21 protein-coding genes are annotated in these 16,263 nt (G+C 33.2%); 20 read left to right on the top strand and 1 reads right to left on the bottom strand.

Annotated features, from left to right (window positions below; translation table 11 throughout):
- The first annotated feature begins 4 nt into the window (after positions 1-4).
- A complete protein-coding gene (locus CVULP_RS06610; protein ID WP_099507208.1) occupies positions 5-2,371 on the top strand; it encodes a tetratricopeptide repeat protein in 2,367 nt (788 codons plus the stop codon).
- Here the strand turns inward: CVULP_RS06610 and miaA are convergent.
- A complete protein-coding gene (gene miaA, locus CVULP_RS06605; protein WP_180753029.1) occupies positions 2,364-3,224 on the bottom strand; it encodes a tRNA (adenosine(37)-N6)-dimethylallyltransferase MiaA in 861 nt (286 codons plus the stop codon). The two genes, CVULP_RS06610 and miaA, sit on opposite strands and share 8 nt — an antisense overlap.
- A gap of 65 nt (positions 3,225-3,289) precedes the next feature.
- Here miaA and mqnP point away from each other — a divergent pair, with 65 nt between their 5' ends.
- The 19 genes from mqnP (at position 3,290) to CVULP_RS06510 (ending at position 16,256) form a co-directional block, all read left to right on the top strand.
- On the top strand, positions 3,290-4,165 hold the full coding sequence (gene mqnP, locus CVULP_RS06600) for a menaquinone biosynthesis prenyltransferase MqnP (protein ID WP_099507210.1): 876 nt from the start codon (positions 3,290-3,292) through the stop codon (positions 4,163-4,165).
- Positions 4,156-4,659: a hypothetical protein gene (locus CVULP_RS06595; protein ID WP_099460924.1), complete on the top strand. Its 504-nt coding sequence runs from the start codon at positions 4,156-4,158 to the stop codon at positions 4,657-4,659. The genes mqnP and CVULP_RS06595 overlap by 10 nt, the downstream gene beginning before the upstream one ends.
- Complete coding sequence (locus tag CVULP_RS06590; RefSeq protein WP_027303918.1) at positions 4,652-5,161, top strand: DUF6115 domain-containing protein; 510 nt, start codon at positions 4,652-4,654, stop codon at positions 5,159-5,161. The genes CVULP_RS06595 and CVULP_RS06590 overlap by 8 nt, the downstream gene beginning before the upstream one ends.
- Positions 5,161-6,123: a GTP 3',8-cyclase MoaA gene (gene moaA, locus CVULP_RS06585; protein WP_099507211.1), complete on the top strand. Its 963-nt coding sequence runs from the start codon at positions 5,161-5,163 to the stop codon at positions 6,121-6,123. The genes CVULP_RS06590 and moaA overlap by 1 nt, the downstream gene beginning before the upstream one ends.
- Complete coding sequence (locus tag CVULP_RS06580; protein WP_099460927.1) at positions 6,124-6,867, top strand: 7-carboxy-7-deazaguanine synthase QueE; 744 nt, start codon at positions 6,124-6,126, stop codon at positions 6,865-6,867. It begins immediately after the preceding gene.
- Complete coding sequence (locus CVULP_RS06575; RefSeq protein WP_099460928.1) at positions 6,864-7,445, top strand: 6-pyruvoyl trahydropterin synthase family protein; 582 nt, start codon at positions 6,864-6,866, stop codon at positions 7,443-7,445. Before CVULP_RS06580 ends, CVULP_RS06575 begins: the two co-directional genes overlap by 4 nt.
- A complete protein-coding gene (locus tag CVULP_RS06570; protein WP_099460929.1) occupies positions 7,445-7,627 on the top strand; it encodes a cytochrome C in 183 nt (60 codons plus the stop codon). The genes CVULP_RS06575 and CVULP_RS06570 overlap by 1 nt, the downstream gene beginning before the upstream one ends.
- Positions 7,627-8,043: a hypothetical protein gene (locus CVULP_RS06565; RefSeq protein WP_099460930.1), complete on the top strand. Its 417-nt coding sequence runs from the start codon at positions 7,627-7,629 to the stop codon at positions 8,041-8,043. Before CVULP_RS06570 ends, CVULP_RS06565 begins: the two co-directional genes overlap by 1 nt.
- Positions 8,024-8,677, top strand: coding sequence for a 16S rRNA (uracil(1498)-N(3))-methyltransferase (locus CVULP_RS06560; protein WP_099460931.1), 654 nt, complete (start codon positions 8,024-8,026; stop codon positions 8,675-8,677). The genes CVULP_RS06565 and CVULP_RS06560 overlap by 20 nt, the downstream gene beginning before the upstream one ends.
- A gap of 78 nt (positions 8,678-8,755) precedes the next feature.
- Positions 8,756-8,956 carry a 50S ribosomal protein L31 gene (gene rpmE, locus CVULP_RS06555; protein ID WP_004276113.1) on the top strand — a complete coding sequence of 67 codons (201 nt, stop codon included), beginning with the start codon at positions 8,756-8,758 and terminating at the stop codon, positions 8,954-8,956.
- Position 8,957: 1 nt separating this feature from the next.
- The gene (gene rsmI / locus CVULP_RS06550; RefSeq protein WP_099460932.1) at positions 8,958-9,791 is read left to right on the top strand and encodes a 16S rRNA (cytidine(1402)-2'-O)-methyltransferase; all 834 of its coding nucleotides are present in this window, start codon (positions 8,958-8,960) and stop codon (positions 9,789-9,791) included.
- Positions 9,792-10,481 carry a 23S rRNA (guanosine(2251)-2'-O)-methyltransferase RlmB gene (gene rlmB / locus CVULP_RS06545; RefSeq protein WP_099460933.1) on the top strand — a complete coding sequence of 230 codons (690 nt, stop codon included), beginning with the start codon at positions 9,792-9,794 and terminating at the stop codon, positions 10,479-10,481.
- The gene (locus CVULP_RS06540; RefSeq protein ID WP_099460934.1) at positions 10,468-11,391 is read left to right on the top strand and encodes a RodZ family helix-turn-helix domain-containing protein; all 924 of its coding nucleotides are present in this window, start codon (positions 10,468-10,470) and stop codon (positions 11,389-11,391) included. Before rlmB ends, CVULP_RS06540 begins: the two co-directional genes overlap by 14 nt.
- 1 nt (position 11,392) lies before the next feature.
- Positions 11,393-12,196 (top strand): hypothetical protein, encoded by an 804-nt coding sequence (locus tag CVULP_RS06535; RefSeq protein WP_099507212.1) that lies wholly within the window; start codon positions 11,393-11,395, stop codon positions 12,194-12,196.
- A 2-nt stretch (positions 12,197-12,198) separates the two neighbouring features.
- Positions 12,199-13,401 (top strand): LL-diaminopimelate aminotransferase, encoded by a 1,203-nt coding sequence (locus CVULP_RS06530; RefSeq protein ID WP_099507213.1) that lies wholly within the window; start codon positions 12,199-12,201, stop codon positions 13,399-13,401.
- Positions 13,402-13,403: 2 nt separating this feature from the next.
- Complete coding sequence (locus tag CVULP_RS06525) at positions 13,404-14,648, top strand: homoserine dehydrogenase (RefSeq protein ID WP_099507214.1); 1,245 nt, start codon at positions 13,404-13,406, stop codon at positions 14,646-14,648.
- Entirely contained in the window at positions 14,648-14,986 is a 339-nt protein-coding gene (locus CVULP_RS06520) for a YraN family protein (RefSeq protein ID WP_099507215.1), read from the top strand. The genes CVULP_RS06525 and CVULP_RS06520 overlap by 1 nt, the downstream gene beginning before the upstream one ends.
- Positions 14,987-15,039: 53 nt before the next feature.
- The gene (trxA, locus tag CVULP_RS06515; protein ID WP_099460939.1) at positions 15,040-15,354 is read left to right on the top strand and encodes a thioredoxin; all 315 of its coding nucleotides are present in this window, start codon (positions 15,040-15,042) and stop codon (positions 15,352-15,354) included.
- Between the two features lie 236 nt (positions 15,355-15,590).
- Complete coding sequence (locus tag CVULP_RS06510) at positions 15,591-16,256, top strand: Crp/Fnr family transcriptional regulator (RefSeq protein WP_180753028.1); 666 nt, start codon at positions 15,591-15,593, stop codon at positions 16,254-16,256.
- Positions 16,257-16,263: the final 7 nt, after the last annotated feature.

The raw sequence follows: 16,263 nt of genomic DNA, 5'->3' as shown, positions 1-16,263 counted from the left end.
TTATATGAGAGTTTTAATTTTATTATTTTTTAGCATTTCTTTAGCATTTTCTTTTGAACTTGTTCTTAATTCTGGTCGTGAAGAGAGTGAGCCTTTTGCTGTTTTACACGCTAAAAATGATGAGCCTTTTACTTGTATGCAAAAAATTAACGAGGCAAAGCTTTTTTTTGAATGTGAAATTACGGGCGTGGTAAATAATGAATTAAAAAATCAAAATTTCGCCCTTTTTGATCTTCAATTTCAAAAAGAAGAACAAAAAATTAAAATGTTTATTTTCCCAAAAATTAATGCAAAAATGTTTAATCTTTCTCAAAATATTTACGAGGATAAAGAATTAAGCGTTTTAAATTCGCACCGCTCTAAAGGTTTTACCTTTGTCTTTTCGCATCAAATGACTTCGCATCATATGGATGATGGTTTGGATTTTGACATTGTTTTCCCTCACGAAACTTTGCCATTTGTAGGGGCTCTTGATTTAAACTCAGATCCAGTAATTATCCCGCAAAGTGCGGATATTAATACCTACTTGCGTATTAAAAGTGAATTTGAAAAAGGTAATTTTATGCAGGTGATTACCGATACACAAAACGCCATAATACGTTATAAGGGCAGTATTTTTATGAGCGAGTTTATGCTTTACAAACTTAGAGCACAAAGTGAAATTTATACGCAAAATCCAAGTATTAGAGACCAACAAAGCTTAGAAAAAATGATTGATGAGATTAAAACCTATACGAGAACTTTTACAAGTGATAAAAATTACGCAGAAATTTTACACATTATGCTTAAAACCTATATTGCACTTTCGCAGAGAAAAGATGTGGATTATACAATGTCTATTTTGGAAAATGAACTTCCTAAAAATGATTTTACCCAGCTTTCTCGTCTTGAATATGCTGATTATATTTATCATCTTAATGAAAAAGATAGGGCGATTAAAATTTATGAAGATATTTATTTTAATACAGATAATTTAGACCTTGCTTCAAGGGCAGCTATGGCTTTGGCTAGAGATTATTTATTAAATCATAATGCCTTTAAAGCTAGAGAATTTACAAATACTATTTTAAAGGCTAATGCGAGTTATTTTGGCAAAGATATCGCACGTTCATTAGAGCTTGCCAAGCTATTTTATACGATAAAAGATTATGACATCAGTTCGCAAATTTATTTGCATACTTTTTCTAAAATGCCTAGAATCGACGAACGCTATGAAGAGACCTTGAAAAATTTAGCCCTTTCTTTAGCACAAAACGCAAAACCTAACGAAGCGAAACGCTATATTGATTTGTATCTTAATGAATACCACGATGGTAAATATTTAGATTCCATCAAAAAGGCTAACGATGAAGTTTTTTTTGCGGTGGGGGATAATAATGCCACGCTTTTACACACGCGTTATAAAGATTTAATGAAAGAATATGAGCTTAAAGATGAAAGCATAGCCCGCAAAGCCTTAGATGAAGATGTTAAGCTTTATTTTAAGGAGAAAAATTACCCTGCTGTTTTAGCTTATAAAAATATCATTGAACAAAGTCAATTGCCTAATGCTACTAAACTTTTGGAAATGGCGGCTATTGAGGAATTAAAAGCAAATCTTAAAAAAGATGAGTGTATTGAGGCTGTGAAAATTTTTACACAATTTAGCATTTATGAAATAGGACAAAAAATAGAGAATAAAAAGCAAATGCTTGCTTGTTTGCAAAGAACTTCTAAGATTAATCAAGCTTTAGAATACATCGATAAAAACGCCCACGAAGATAGCATTTTTTATCATCTTCAAAAGGCACAAATTTATTTTGATAATAAACAATATGCTAAAAGTATAGCCTTAGCAAAAGAGATAAATGATTCTAAAATTCTAAAAAGTGAAGAAGAGGAATTTAAGGCATATTATTTGCAATTTGTTTCATTTTTACGCTTAAATCACTACAATGACGCTATTAAAATTTTGCAAATTTTAGAAAGTTTTCCTATGAATTTTACTATGGTTGAGGCTTATGATGAGTTAATTTCTTACGCTAGAGATAGAAATATGACGACTACGATTTTAACTTATGCACCTAAGGCGATTGATTATCAAAATTACAAGGGCATTAATCTTTTTAGTCCAAATTTGGAATTTATTTACCTAGAAACCCTACAAAAAAATGCCGAATTTGACAAAGCTTTAGAGCTTTTAAAAGATTTAGTTAAGCTTAAATTAAGTCCTAGTGATAAGGCAAGAGCACTTTATACAAGAAGTCAAATTTATGAAAGTCTAAAGGATACAAATGCCCAAAAACAAAGCCTTAAAGAATGTTTAGAGGTCAGCGGGTCGTCAAATTGGCAAAATTTATGCAGGGAGAAAAATACCCTTTTAGCTAATTGAATTTCTTGCTTAAAAATTCAAAAGCTTGAGAAAATTTAAGCGGAGTGCTTGAGAATTTTTTATTGAAAGTTCTTTGTCTTTTAGCAAGTTGTGCGGTGTGAGTATTGATAAGCTCTTCAAGTTCTTTAAGTGAAATTTCATCATTTAAATATGCTTTAGTCTCTTTTAATCCTATGGAGTTTAACGGCTTTAAATTAGCATCAAAATGCGTAAAAAGTCCTCTAGCTTCTTCAATTAAGCCCTGTTTTAACATAAGTTTTGTGCGTTTTTGTATATTTTTTTTAAGCTCTTCTTTATCCCAATGCAATTCATAAATTTCAAGCTCTTTTAAAACCCCTTCTTTTTTCGTTCTTCGCAAAAATTCGCTAGGAAGTTCTTTTGTGATTTCATAGATATTGAGCCATTTTTTAAGGCGGTAACTATCATTTTTAGCTACCTTAAATTCTGGGTCTATTTGTAGGCAAAGGGTGTAAATTTCGTCGTTGCTTAATGTTGTAGGCTTTTCTTCTATTTTGGCACTAAGTCCATTCATCATTGTTTTGAGATAAAAACTCGTGCCACCTGTGATAATGAGAGGCTTTTCTTTTTCTTTAGCAAAGGTTTTAGCTTTTTGATATTCGTCGATAAACAAGCCCACATTAAAATGCTCACAAACGCTTAAAAGATTGACACCAAAATAAGCAATTTTTTCTAAAATTTCTTTTTCTACTTTAGCACTTGCTATGTTAATTTCTTTATATACACAAAGGCTATCAAGGCTTAAAATCACAGCATCAAATTTTAAAGCAAGAGCATTTGCAAGGGCTGTTTTCCCACTAGCTGTGGTGCCTATGAGTGCAAATTCAAAAAACATAGCCATTTTTTCCTAAAAATTTATTTATTTTAAGTAAAATTATAGCAAAAATTTAAAGGCTAAAAATGAATGTATTGTGGGTAAAGATTAAAGATATTTTGGAACTTGTGGTGTTTAAGCATTCGATTTTCGCCTTGCCTTTTTTATTCTGTGCGATGATAGTTGCTTCTCAAATTAAAAATGATAGCGTTTGGTTTGGCTTTAGTGCTTTGATTTTGGGCATTATCTGTGCGGTGAGTGCTAGAAATTTCGCTATGGCTACAAATCGTTTAATGGACGAGGACATCGATAAAGATAATCCTCGCTGTAAGGATCGCCCCAATATTAGCGGTCGTATCGGCAAGATGAGTGTTTGGGGTTTTATCCTTGTTAATGCTCTTATTTTCATAATTTGTTCTTATTTTATTAATCCTCTTGCCTTTTATCTTTCCTTTCCCGTATTATTTTTACTAGCATTTTATTCAGCTTTTAAACGCTTTAGTTCTTTAGCACATTTGGTTTTGGGCTTTTGTTTAGGACTTGCACCTGTGGCGGGGAGTATTATTGTTTTGGGCGAAATTCATCTTTTTAGTGTGATTTTGTGTTTGGGTGTTACTTTTTGGACGGCTGGTTTTGATTTGCTTTATGCTTTGCAAGATATGGAGTATGATAAAAAGGTCGGTTTGTATTCTGTCCCTGCGAAATTTGGAGTAAATGCTACGCTTTTTATCTCGGCTTTTTGTCATTTTTTAGCTACGCTTTTTTGGCTTTTGTTTGTGTGGGTAGCACCGCTTGGTGGTATTGCTTTTTTGGGAGTGTTAATTTGTGGAGCTATTTTAATGGCGGAGCATTTTATCGTGCGTAAAAATTTCGATCACATTGACAGGGCGTTTTTTACCTTAAATGGCTATTTAAGTGTGGTGTTTTTCATTTTTGTTTTGGTGGATTTATTATGGAGATGAGTTTATTTCAAACAAGATTTAAGATAGAATTTGATGAATTTGATGAAAGTAAAAGTGAAATTTTAAGCGAATATGCAAATATCAATATTAATTCTAAATTAGTAAAATGGAAAAAGCTTATTTATAAGGTCGATTTTGAGGAGAGTGAGAGGGTTATTTTTGACTTACTTTTAAGCCTTAAAGAAGATATTATCCGTATAGAAAATCATCTCTTCCGCCAAGAAGAATTGCTTGCATTAAAATACAAAACGCACATTAAGGCTTTAAATTTTGAATACTTAGAATTTTTAGAAAATATGCTTGAAAGCGGTAAAGATTATTATGCGAGATTTGAATTAAATCATCAAAAAATAGCCCTATTTTTTAAAGCACAAAGTGGAAATTTGGCTAAAATTACTAAAATTAAACCAGAGGATTTAATTTCTTATAATGCTTTTGTGGTTGAAATTCAAAGAAATGTGATTAGAGAAAAAAAGGAAGCTGGTAATGGGTGAAGAATTGCTTTATTTGGTGTTTATCGTTATTTTATTTGCGGCGATTGTTGCTTATATGTATCTTAAAGACAAGGAACAAAGCCTTAAATTGTCAAAATTTGAAAGCGTTGTGGAGGATATGAGTAAGGAACTTCATTATGTTAAAAAAGAACTTTTAAGCCGCGATGCTTTTGATGAGGAGTATAATAACGAGCTTTTGAGAAATGAAATGCAAATTTTGCTAGAAAAAGAGGTCGCGAATAAAATTTTACCGATTTTAAAAAGTTTGCAAGGTATGGAGCATATCATTGAGCAGTTTCAAAATGAACAGCAAGAAAGGCTTTTAAGCTTAGAACAAAAGGCACAAAGCATCACAAAGCTTACGCCAAATTATGATGCCGAAGAGCAAAAAATCATTGATTTGTTTAAAGAGGGCAAGAGCATAGAGCAAATTGCTAAAGATTTAAGAATAGGCACGGGTAATGTCGAGCTAGTCTTGAAATTTAAAAAGATTATAAAATAATGTTAATTGATAGTTTCGGTCGTCATATTACCTATCTTCGTATTTCTGTTACGCAAAGGTGCAATTTTCGCTGTCTTTATTGTATGCCTAAAATCCCTTTTGATTATGTGCCAAAGGAAGAGCTTTTAAGCTTTGAGGAGATGTTTGTTTTTGTAAAAGAATTGATTGATAGAGGGGTGAAAAAAATTCGCATAAGTGGTGGAGAACCCTTACTTCGTAAGGATTTAAGTGTCTTTATTAAGATGATAAAAACTTATAAAAATGATATAGATTTAGCCCTAACGAGTAACGGTTTTTTGCTAAAAGACTATGCTAAAGAGCTGAAAAATGCAGGGCTTGAACGCATTAATATCTCCCTTGACACCTTAGATTCTAAAAAAGCAAAAAAACTTGCCCAAAAAGATGTTTTAAGTTCGGTTTTAGCGGGCATTGAGGAGGCGATTTCTTGCGGTTTTAAGGTGAAGCTTAATACTGTTGCACTTAAGGGCTTAAATGATGATGAGTTAATTTCTCTTTTAGAATTTGCTAAAAATAAAAAAATGCAAATTCGCTTTATAGAATTTATGGAAAATATCCACGCTTACGGAGCTTTAAGAGGACTTAAAAAAGATGAAATCATCAAACTTTTATCACAAAAATATACAATTTCTTTAATTAAAAAAGACGAATTTGCTCCCGTGAGTTTATATAGTGCAAACGGCTATGAATTTGGCATTATCGACCCGCATAGCGATGCGTTTTGTAAGAATTGCAACCGTATAAGATTAAGTGCTGAGGGACTTTTAATCCCTTGTTTGTATCACGAAGATGCACTAAGCATTAAGGAAGCAATGCGTTCAAAAGATATTGAAAAAGCCTTGCAAATTTTAGTCAAAGTGTTAGAAAATAAGCCTGAAAAAAACGAATGGAAATTAAATGATAATCAAATTTCTAAGCGTGCCTTTTATCAAACGGGGGGATAAATGCAAGTTGTTGAGAGCTTTTTAAGCATACAGGGTGAGGGAAAATTTGCTGGAAATTTGGCTGTTTTTGTGCGTTTTTCTGGGTGCAATTTTAATTGTGTGGGCTTTAATGTCAAAAAGCAAAAAGAGGGCAAGGAGCTTGTGGGTTGCGATACTTTAAGGGCTGTTTTTACAAAAGAATATCAAAATACTTATAGTAAATTCAATGCAAGAGAGCTTTTTTTAAGAGTGCTGACTTTGGCTAAGGATTTTAAACCCATTGTTGTGATAACGGGCGGAGAGCCTTTAATCCATCATAAAAAGCCGGAGTTTTTGCGTTTCATTACGCTTTTATTGGAGGCGAAATTTGAGGTGCATTTTGAAACAAATGCGAGTATTAAAATCGATTTTAAAAAATATCCTTTGTATAAAAAATGTATCTTTGCACTTGGCATAAAGCTTAGTAATAGCGGAGTTTCAAAGGAAAAAAGACTAAATTATAAAGCCTTAAAAGCTTTCAAAAAAAAAGCAAAAAAAAGCTTTTACAAATTTGTTTTGGAGGAGAAATTTTTAAACAAGGCTGAAGAGGAGATTGAGAAAATTTTAAGCGTGGTAAAAAATGAGGTTTATTGTATGCCTTTGGGAGAAAATGAAACAAAGCTTAAGAAAAATGCCCTTGCTTTGGTTAATTTTTGCTTAAAAAATGGCTATAATTACACGGATAGAATGCACATTAGACTTTGGGGAGATAAAGAGGGCGTATGATTATTAGAAAAATGCTTGAATTTGAAAATGCACATATTGTGAGATTTTGTTCCTCTAAGCGTTGTAAAACGAGCATTCACGGACATTCTTATAAGATAGAAATTTTGCTTGAGAGTCGGCATTTGGATAATGCTGGTATGGTGTATGACTTTGGACTTTTGAAAAATGAAATAAAACAAATTGTAGATAGTTTTGACCACGCCATTACGCTTTTTAGGGGTGATGATGAAAATTATCTCAATGAAATGAAAAAATATTCTAGTCGTTGGGTGCTTTTGCCTGTAAATGTGAGTGCGGAGAATTTTTGTCGTGTGTTTTTTGTCTTAATTGACGCTTTGCTAGAAAAAACAAAAATGCAAAATGGCGAAAAGGGCGTAAAACTTCAAAGTATCATCATACACGAGACAAGAACAGGCTACGCGCAAGGTTTTAGAGAGGATGCTTACAGTGAGCTTTTGCCTAAAATTTCGTTAAAGGAGATAGAATTTTCTAAGGCGATTAAGGCGGAGTGGAGTGATGAAGACTTTTATGAAAAGCTTTGTGGAACTCATATTTTTATCAATCCTAAGGAGTTATAATGAAGATTTTTAGCATTTTAATCTTATTTCTAGCTTTATTTTTGGGAGCTTGTAGTGCAGAAAAGGAGCAAGAAGTCAAAAAAAGTGTTGAAGATGAAGTGGTGCAAATTGAACAAAATGACGAAAAGACCGAGCTAAATGATAATAATCTTCCCCTACCAGTCGAAGATGAGGCGCGCTAATGCAAGGATATGAGTTTTTTTTAGCTTTACATCTTTATACACTTTATGCAAGTGCATTTTTAATCCTTTTTTATCTTGGTTTAACGCAGGGAAATTTTAAAACAGAATTTATTTTTATCCGCAGAATTCGACTTTTTCTGCCTATATTTTATCTTTTTTTAATTCTTGCTTTATTTACAGGCTTGTTGCTTTGGGCACTTAAGGGTTTTGAGGCAAATTTACGCTTTTTTATGATGCTTTTGATGTGGATTTTAATTTTAACTTTAGCTATTTTTCAGTTTATTTTATTTAAAAAAGCACGTAGTGTAAGGCGTTATGTTGGTTTTAGATGGGCTAGTTTAGCGATTTTGCTTATTGAGCTTTTGTTACTTGCAATACCCTTTATTGATGTTAGTTATGCAGTTTTTGTATCATAAAGAAGCGAAAAATCCCTGCATTTTTTTAGAAAAAGAGGCTTTTTTACACCTTAAAGTAAGAAGAGTTAAAGAGGGCGAAAGTCTAAATTTGCGTAATTTTCAAGATGACTTTTTATACACTTATAAGATTAGTGATGTAAAAAGAAATAGCTGTGTCCTAAACCTTAGCTCACAAAAAGAAATTTTAACTTTTAAAAGTGGAGTTAGTTTAGCTTTAGGTGTAATAGAGCCTAAAATTTTGGAAAAGATTTTACCCTTTTTTAATGAAATGGGACTGCAAAAACTGATTTTGGTTTATTGTGAATTTTCACAAAAAAATTTTAAAATTGATAAAAAACGCCTTGAAAAAATTCTTATTAATTCTTGTCAGCAGTGTGGAAGAGGGGATTTGATGGAGCTTGAGCTTTATGAAAATGTAGATCATTTTTTAACAATTTATCCTAAGGTTGTTTTAGTAGATTTTGAGGGAGAAAAAAAAGAATTTGATAAAGATACACTTTATTTTATCGGTGCTGAGGGAGGATTTAGCCAAAGTGAAAAAAGGAAGATTAAAGATAAGATTGCTCTAAATTCACCTTTTATTTTGAAAAGTCAAAGTGCTGCTTTGGGTGTTTTGTCGAAAATTTTGCTTTAATTTTGCTTAATTTTATCTTTCTTTTATGTTAATCAACTATAATTACAGCTTATTGTTTAAAAATTTCAAGGAAAAATAATGAAAAAAGAACTTCACCCAGAATATGTAGAATGCAAAGTGAGTTGTGCTTGTGGAAACACTTTTGTTACAAAATCTAATAAGGCTGAGTTAAGAGTGGATATTTGCTCAAATTGTCATCCTTTTTTCACGGGTAGTGAAAAAATAGTCGATGCAGCTGGACGCGTAGAGAAATTTAAGAAAAAATACGCAATGCAGTAAAATGCTTTATTTTATTCCTACTCCCATAGGAAATTTAGGCGATATTAGCTTACGCTCTTTGGAGCTTTTGAGTGCTTGTGAAATTGTATTTTGCGAAGATACTAGAGTTTGTAAGCATTTGATCGCCTTATTAAATGAAAGATTTAAAACTTGTATTAGACCCCAAAAATTTTTTTCTCTCCATACACATAATGAAAAAGAAGTGCTTGAAAGGCTTGATTTAAAGCTCTTTGAAAAAGATGTTGCATATTTAAGCGATGCAGGAATGCCCGGTATTAGTGATCCGGGTTTTGCCTTTGTTCAATTCGCTCTAAAACATAAGCTTTCTTATGAGGTTTTGCCCGGTGCAAATGCTGCTTTAGTCGCACTTGTAAGCTCAAATTTGTGTGAAAAGGAATTTATTTTTCTTGGTTTTTTGGCAAATAAGGGTAAAGAGAGACAAAAAGAGATAGAAAATTTGCTTTTAAATCCTTATCCCACTATAATTTATGAAGCTCCAACACGCATTTTAGCCTTAGTGCAAACCATCGCAAAGTTTGAGCCAGAAAGGGAACTTTTTGCAATGAAAGAGATTAGTAAAAAATTTCAAACTTCTTTTAGGGGTAAGGCTAAAGAACTTGCTAAAGAATTGAAAAGTGCAAATTTAAACGGCGAATGGGTTTTAATCGTGGCGAAATCTTTACAAAATTTTTCTTCAAATTTACTTTGCGAGAGCGATATTTTAGAGCTTGACTTGCCTTTAAAGATCAAAAGTAAGCTTTTAGCTAAGATGAGTGGAAAAAATTCTAAAGAGCTTTATCAAAAACTGCTTTTAAGTCAAAATGAGGTAAAATAAATGATAGTCTATGGAAAGCAAGTATTTTTTTATATTTTGCAAAAACATAAAGAAATGATTAACGAGCTTTATCTAGCAAAAGAGTGTGATAAAGCTACATTTTCTTTAATAGCAAAATCTGGATTTAAGATTAAAAAGCTTGATTTTAAAAGTGCTCAAGCCTTGGCTAAGGGTGGAAATCATCAAGGTTTTTTAATGGATATTAAAGAATTTGACTTTGTGCCTTTTTGTGAGCTTAAGAAGAGTGAATTAATTGTTATGCTTTATGGAATTAGTGATGTAGGAAATATCGGTGCTATCATACGCACGGCTTATGCTTTGGGTGTTGATGGCTTACTTTTTATAGGAAAAAATTTGGCACAGGAGAGCATCGTGCGTTCAAGCAGCGGAGCGGCTCTTGACTTACCTATTTGTTTAAGCAATGACGCCTTATCGGCATTAAATGAACTTAAACAAATGGAATTTAAGTTTTATGGTGCTGATGGAAAAGGTAGGGAAGTCCATCATTTTACCTTTCCAAAAGGCAAAAAAGTTTTGATAATGGGAAGTGAGGGCTTTGGACTGCCCTCAAAAATAATCCAAAAATGTGATGAGTGCGTTGGTATAGCTATGCAAAATGACTTTGATAGCCTTAATGTCAGTGCGGCTTTTGCAATACTTTGTGATAGGATAGTGCATGCAAAATTATAAAAAATTACAAGATTTAAATTTAAGAGAAGTTTCGGCAAATACGCAGATTGAAATGGCTTTTTTTGAAGCTTTGCTGGAAAAGGATTTTAAGACTTTAATCCGCTTTAATGTCAAGGGCTTTATTAAAATTTTAGAGCGTGAGTATGAGCTTGATTTTACAGAATTTAATGAGGAGCTTGAGCAGTATTTAAGTGAAAATCAACCCAATTCTTTACACATCACTAAGACGGTAACACCGCCTCTTGCCTCTTATAGTCATAAAGGGTCGATTTTGCCTATTATAGCTATTGTTTTATTTGTTTTTGTTGCGGGGGTTGGGGTTTATTATTTTGATACATTGAAAGAATTGTTAAAAAGTGAGGAGAGCTTTGCAAGTGCGGTTAGCCTAGATGTAGCAAAAGAGGCGGAGCTTAATTTAAAAAATCTTGAAAATTCCGTTGTGATTGTGGGTGAAGAAAATTTAAGTGAGATAAATGCAAGCGTTAAAGTTCAAGAGAATTTAGACGAAGAGCTTAAAGACACTAATGAAAGTTTAAAAATCACATCTTTAATTAATGAAAATAACACTAGCGAAATCAATCAAACTAAGCTAGAAGAGGCAGATTTAAATTTGCAAAAAATTTCAAAAGAAGTCGCCAAATTTAAGGTCAATAGTAAGGTTTGGGTCGGTGTGATTAATCTTAAAAGCGGTAAAAAGATGACTTGGGTTAAGGAGAGCGATTTTGAAATTCCTTTAAATGAAGATCAGCTTATTTTAACGGGCGCCACAGCCTTTGTGGTGAGTGATGAGGAGGGTAATGAAAAATCTTATCCTGCAGGAATTTCTAAGAGATTCTTGATTAAAGACGGCAAGATCACTAGCATTAGTGCTGCGGAATTTAAGCAATTAAACAAGGGTAAAGACTGGTAAGATGAGAATTTTTTGTTTAATTGTGTGCTTTGCAACGGGTGTCTTTGGAGTTTCTAGCTTAGAATTAGCACAAAATATCATAGGTGATAGTAGTAAAAATAATCAAATTTCTTTATTGTTTTCTCATCAGGAATTTAATGACAATAATGGAAATTTGGACATTGAACGCATTTCAAGAGTATTAAAAACAAATTCTTTATTAAATCTTACTCTTTCAAGTCCTCAAACCTTAAGACTTAATTTTAAAGCAAAAAGCGATGCGGTTTTGTTTTTTAAAATTATTAATGAGGCTTTAAATGAGGCTGGTTATGTTTATTTTATCCCTGTGCATTTAAGCTTGAGTGCGGGTGAGATTGATTATACCATACAACTAGAATCTCAATACATCTTAGACCCAGGCACTTTTTATCGAATTTTAAGAACAAATTCTGTTTATATAGATGATATTAAACAAAGTGCTAAAAATTATTATGAATATGAACTTGATTTTAGCGAAGCGAGACTTGAAACAAATGTGAATTTAGCCCTAAATGTAACGAAAAATTTGGAAAAGCCGTTGAGAGATTATGTTTTTGCACTTAAGGGGGCAAAGAGTATGGATATAGAAGCGAATGCGGCGGATTCTTGGTTTATTAAAATTCTATTTTTGGATAAAAATTTAAATTTAATTAGTGCGGTTAAAAATGATAAGAAAAATAATCATTTTTCAGGAACAGTTCCAAACGGCGCAGTTTATGCAATAGTCAGTGATATGTATAATTTGGACAATATCAAAAGAGGCTTAAAAATCACTTTAAAGAGATAAAAATGTTTGATGAAATTCATTTTAATACCATAGAAAGACTCCCAAATTATGTTTTCGCAGAAGTTAATGCGATTAAAATGGCGGCAAGAAGGGCAGGGGAGGACATCATAGACTTTTCTATGGGTAATCCAGATGGCAAAACCCCTCAACATATCATCGATAAGCTTTGTGAAAGTGCGAATAAGGACAAGACTTCCGGCTATTCTACTTCTATGGGGATTTATAAACTTCGTTTAGCCATTTGTAACTGGTATAAAAGAAAATATAGCGTCAATTTAGACCCAGAAAGTGAAGTTGTGGCGACTATGGGAAGTAAGGAGGGCTTTGTCAATCTTGCAAGGGCTGTGATAAATCCGGGCGATGTTGCCATAGTGCCAACTCCAGCTTATCCTATCCACACACAAGCCTTTATTATCGCGGGAGGCAATGTTACTAAAATGCCTTTATTTTATAATGATAGTTTTGAGCTTGATGAAAATGCCTTTTTTGAAAGTCTTAATAAGGCACTTTGTGAGAGTGTTCCAAGGGCACGTTATGTGGTTGTGAATTTTCCGCATAATCCTACAACAATTACTTGCGAAAAGAGTTTTTATGAAAGATTAGTTGCTATGGCTAAGAAGGAGCGTTTTTATATTATTAGTGATATTGCTTATGCAGATTTGACCTTTGATGGGTATCAAACTCCTTCTATTTTAGAGCTTGAGGGGGCTAAAGATGTAGCCGTAGAGACTTATACCCTTTCTAAATCCTATAATATGGCAGGTTGGCGTGTAGGCTTTGTCGTGGGAAATAAACGCCTTATTGCTGCCCTTAAAAAAATTAAATCTTGGTTTGATTATGGTATGTATACTCCCATACAAGTTGCTGCAACCATAGCACTTGATGGCGATCAAAAATGCGTAGAAGAGATTCGCCAAATTTATGATAAAAGGAAAGAGGTTTTACTCGATGCTTTTATTAATGCTGGCTGGAATTTGCAAAAGCCTAAGGCAAGTATGTTTATATGGGCGCGTTTGCCTGAAAATAAAAGACATTTAAAAAGCTTGGAATTTTCTAAGCAGCTTTTACAAAAAGCAAATGTTGCCGTGAGTCCGGGACTTGGATTTGGCGAGGCTGGAGATGAATTTGTAAGAATTGCTTTAATAGAAAATGAAAATCGCATACGCCAAGCTGCAAGAAATATTAAAAAATTTCTAAAAGGTTAAAAATGAAAGTAGCACTTTTAGGATATGGAGTGGTTGGCTCTGCTGTGGCTAAGGCTTTGATAGAAAATCAAGAAATCATCAAGGCAAGATGTGGAGAGGAGATAAAGCCTATCATCGCTCTTGCAAGAAGTGCTAAAAAAGATGCTCTAATTCCCATTGTTTATGATGTGGAAGAAATTTTAAAGCGGGAGGATATTGATGTATATGTCGAGCTTATGGGAGGTGTTGGGTTTGCTTATGAGCTTGTGTATAGACTTTTAAAAGAGGGCAAAAAGGTTGTAAGTGCAAATAAGGCAATGCTTGCTTATCATCGTTATGAATTTGAAAATTTAGCTGGAGAATTAGCTTTTGAGGCGAGTGTAGCAGGAGGAATTCCCATCATAAAAGCTTTAAAAGAGGGCTTAGCGGCAAATCAAATTTTAAGCATTAAGGGCATACTTAATGGCACGAGCAATTATATTTTAAGTGCAATGAGTCAAAAAGGGGCTAATTTTGAAGCTACGCTTAAAAAAGCACAAGAATTAGGCTATGCAGAGGCAAATCCTAGTTTTGACATTAGCGGAGAGGATGCTGCACATAAGCTTTTGATTTTAGCTAGTCTTGCTTATGGTATTAAGGCGTTGCCTGAAGATATTTTGTGTGAGGGTATTAGTGCAATTAACGCACTTGATATGGAATTTGCAAAGGAATTTGATTATACCATTAAGCTTTTGGGAATCGCTAAAATGCAAGATTTTAGAGTCGAACTTAGAGTGCATCCTACACTCATTCCAAAGGATACCATGATTGCTAAGGTTAATGGTGTGATGAATGCCGTTAGTATAGAGGGAGATTTGCTTGGCGAAAGTCTTTATTATGGGGCTGGAGCTGGTGGAAAGGCGACGGCTAGTGCTGTGGTGGCAAATTTAATGGAGTTTGCAAGGGGACATCATTTTGAACCTATGCTAGGTTTTAAGCAGAATTTACCCTTTGTTTTACTAGAAAAAGAAGAGATTTTTACAAAATACTATTTAAGACTTAAGGTTGAGGATAAAATCGGCGTTTTATCTAAAATCACACATTTAATGAGTGAGTGCGGCATTTCTGTGGATAGTTTTTTGCAAAAGCCTAAGATTAATGAGCCATATAGCACACTTTTTTTCACTACTCATAAAAGTTACGAAAAAAGCATAAGAGCCTTACTTAAAGCCTTAGAAAAACAAGAATTTATTAAGGCTAAACCTTTTATGATGCGTATAGAAGAATAATGGGCTTAGCTTCGCATTTAAGTGGAATTTTAGGCGAAAATAGGGCTTGTGCTTTTTTAAAAAAACATCGTTTTGAGATTTTGGAAAGAAATTTTCACTCTAAATTTGGTGAAATTGACATCATTGCCAAAAAAGATGAAATTTTGCATTTTGTTGAGGTGAAATTTACGGAAAAAGACTATGAGCCTTATGAAAGGCTTGATTTGAAAAAATATGACAAAATCTTAAAAACCATAGAATTTTACAAACTTAAAAGACAAATTTCTAACGATTTTCAACTTGATTTGATTTGCATTAAGGGTAAGGAAATAGAATTCTTTGAAAATATTAGTCTTTAAGCTAAGATTTTGTTTATTTTTTTATAATCATAGAAAATTTTAAAGGAGAAATTATGGGAAAGTATATTGAACTTACTTCGGAAAACTTTGCCACAGCAAAAGAAGGTGTGGCTTTGGTAGATTTTTGGGCGCCTTGGTGCGGACCTTGCAGAATGTTATCCCCTGTGATTGATGAACTTGCGAATGAGTTTGAGGGCAAGGCTAAGATTTGTAAGGTAAATACAGACGAGCAGGGCGATTTAGCGGCTGAGTATGGTGTCCGCTCTATACCGACTTTGATTTTCTTTAAAAATGGTGAGGTTGTAGGACAGCTTGTAGGTGCACAGTCAAAGCAAGCCATTGCCGACAAAATCAATTCTTTACTTTAACTTCTTTGTGGGGCTTTATGCCCCTCTTTTTGTTTATTTTTTAATATTTATATTATATCAAGTGCGGTGAAATTAATTTTATATAGTTTTTTATTTCTTTATCCTAATAAAAAGCTTTAGTTATAAAAATTAATAAAAACTTTTAGGTTTCAATTTTACTATGAGAAAGGGAAAATGACTTTTGGTTACTAACTTTTTTAAGTTATAATTTAGCAAGATTATCGCAAAAGGAAAATATGCAACCACTAACTAAAGACACCTTAACGCAGATAAATACCACAATATGTGGCGATAAGAAAAGCCTTGAAGTATTGCAGAATCAAGGTATTGTAAAAACATACACAAAGGGACATAGAATCTACCCTGATAGCGATGAGCTGCTAGGCTTTTTGTATGTTTTAAGTGGAAAGGTGCGCTTTTTTAGCGTATCAGGCAATGCTAAGGAAATCACCATTTTTACCATAAGCGATAAGGAAAGCTGCATCATCTCTACAAGCTGTATTTTATCAAACATTAAGGCTGATGTGGTGCTTGAGTTTATGGAAGATTCTAGCGTGTTTATCCTGCCAAATAAGATTTTTGAGACACTCACGCATAGTAATGAATCTATTATGCGTTTTAATCTCTCTTTAGTCTCTAAACGCCTAAAACAAGCCTTTGATACCATTAATGATGTAACCTTTAAAAGTCTCAAAAATCGCGTAGTAAAATTTCTACTAAATAATGCCAAAGATAACCGCGTAGAAGTAAGCCAAGAAAGCATAGCAAATAACATCGGCAGTGCTAGAGAAGCAGTTGCAAGAGTGATAAAAGAGCTAAAAACACAGGGGCTAATTGAGACAAATCGCAATGAGATTGTGCTTAAAAATGGGATTTATGAGCTAGGCGAAGAGGAAATTTAAGTTATTT

The sequence above is a fragment of the Campylobacter vulpis genome, assembly GCF_014217995.1.
Lineage (GTDB): Bacteria > Campylobacterota > Campylobacteria > Campylobacterales > Campylobacteraceae > Campylobacter_D > Campylobacter_D vulpis.
The sequence above is the reverse complement of the archived record's forward strand: the minus strand, read 5'-3'. Positions and strand labels throughout refer to the sequence as shown.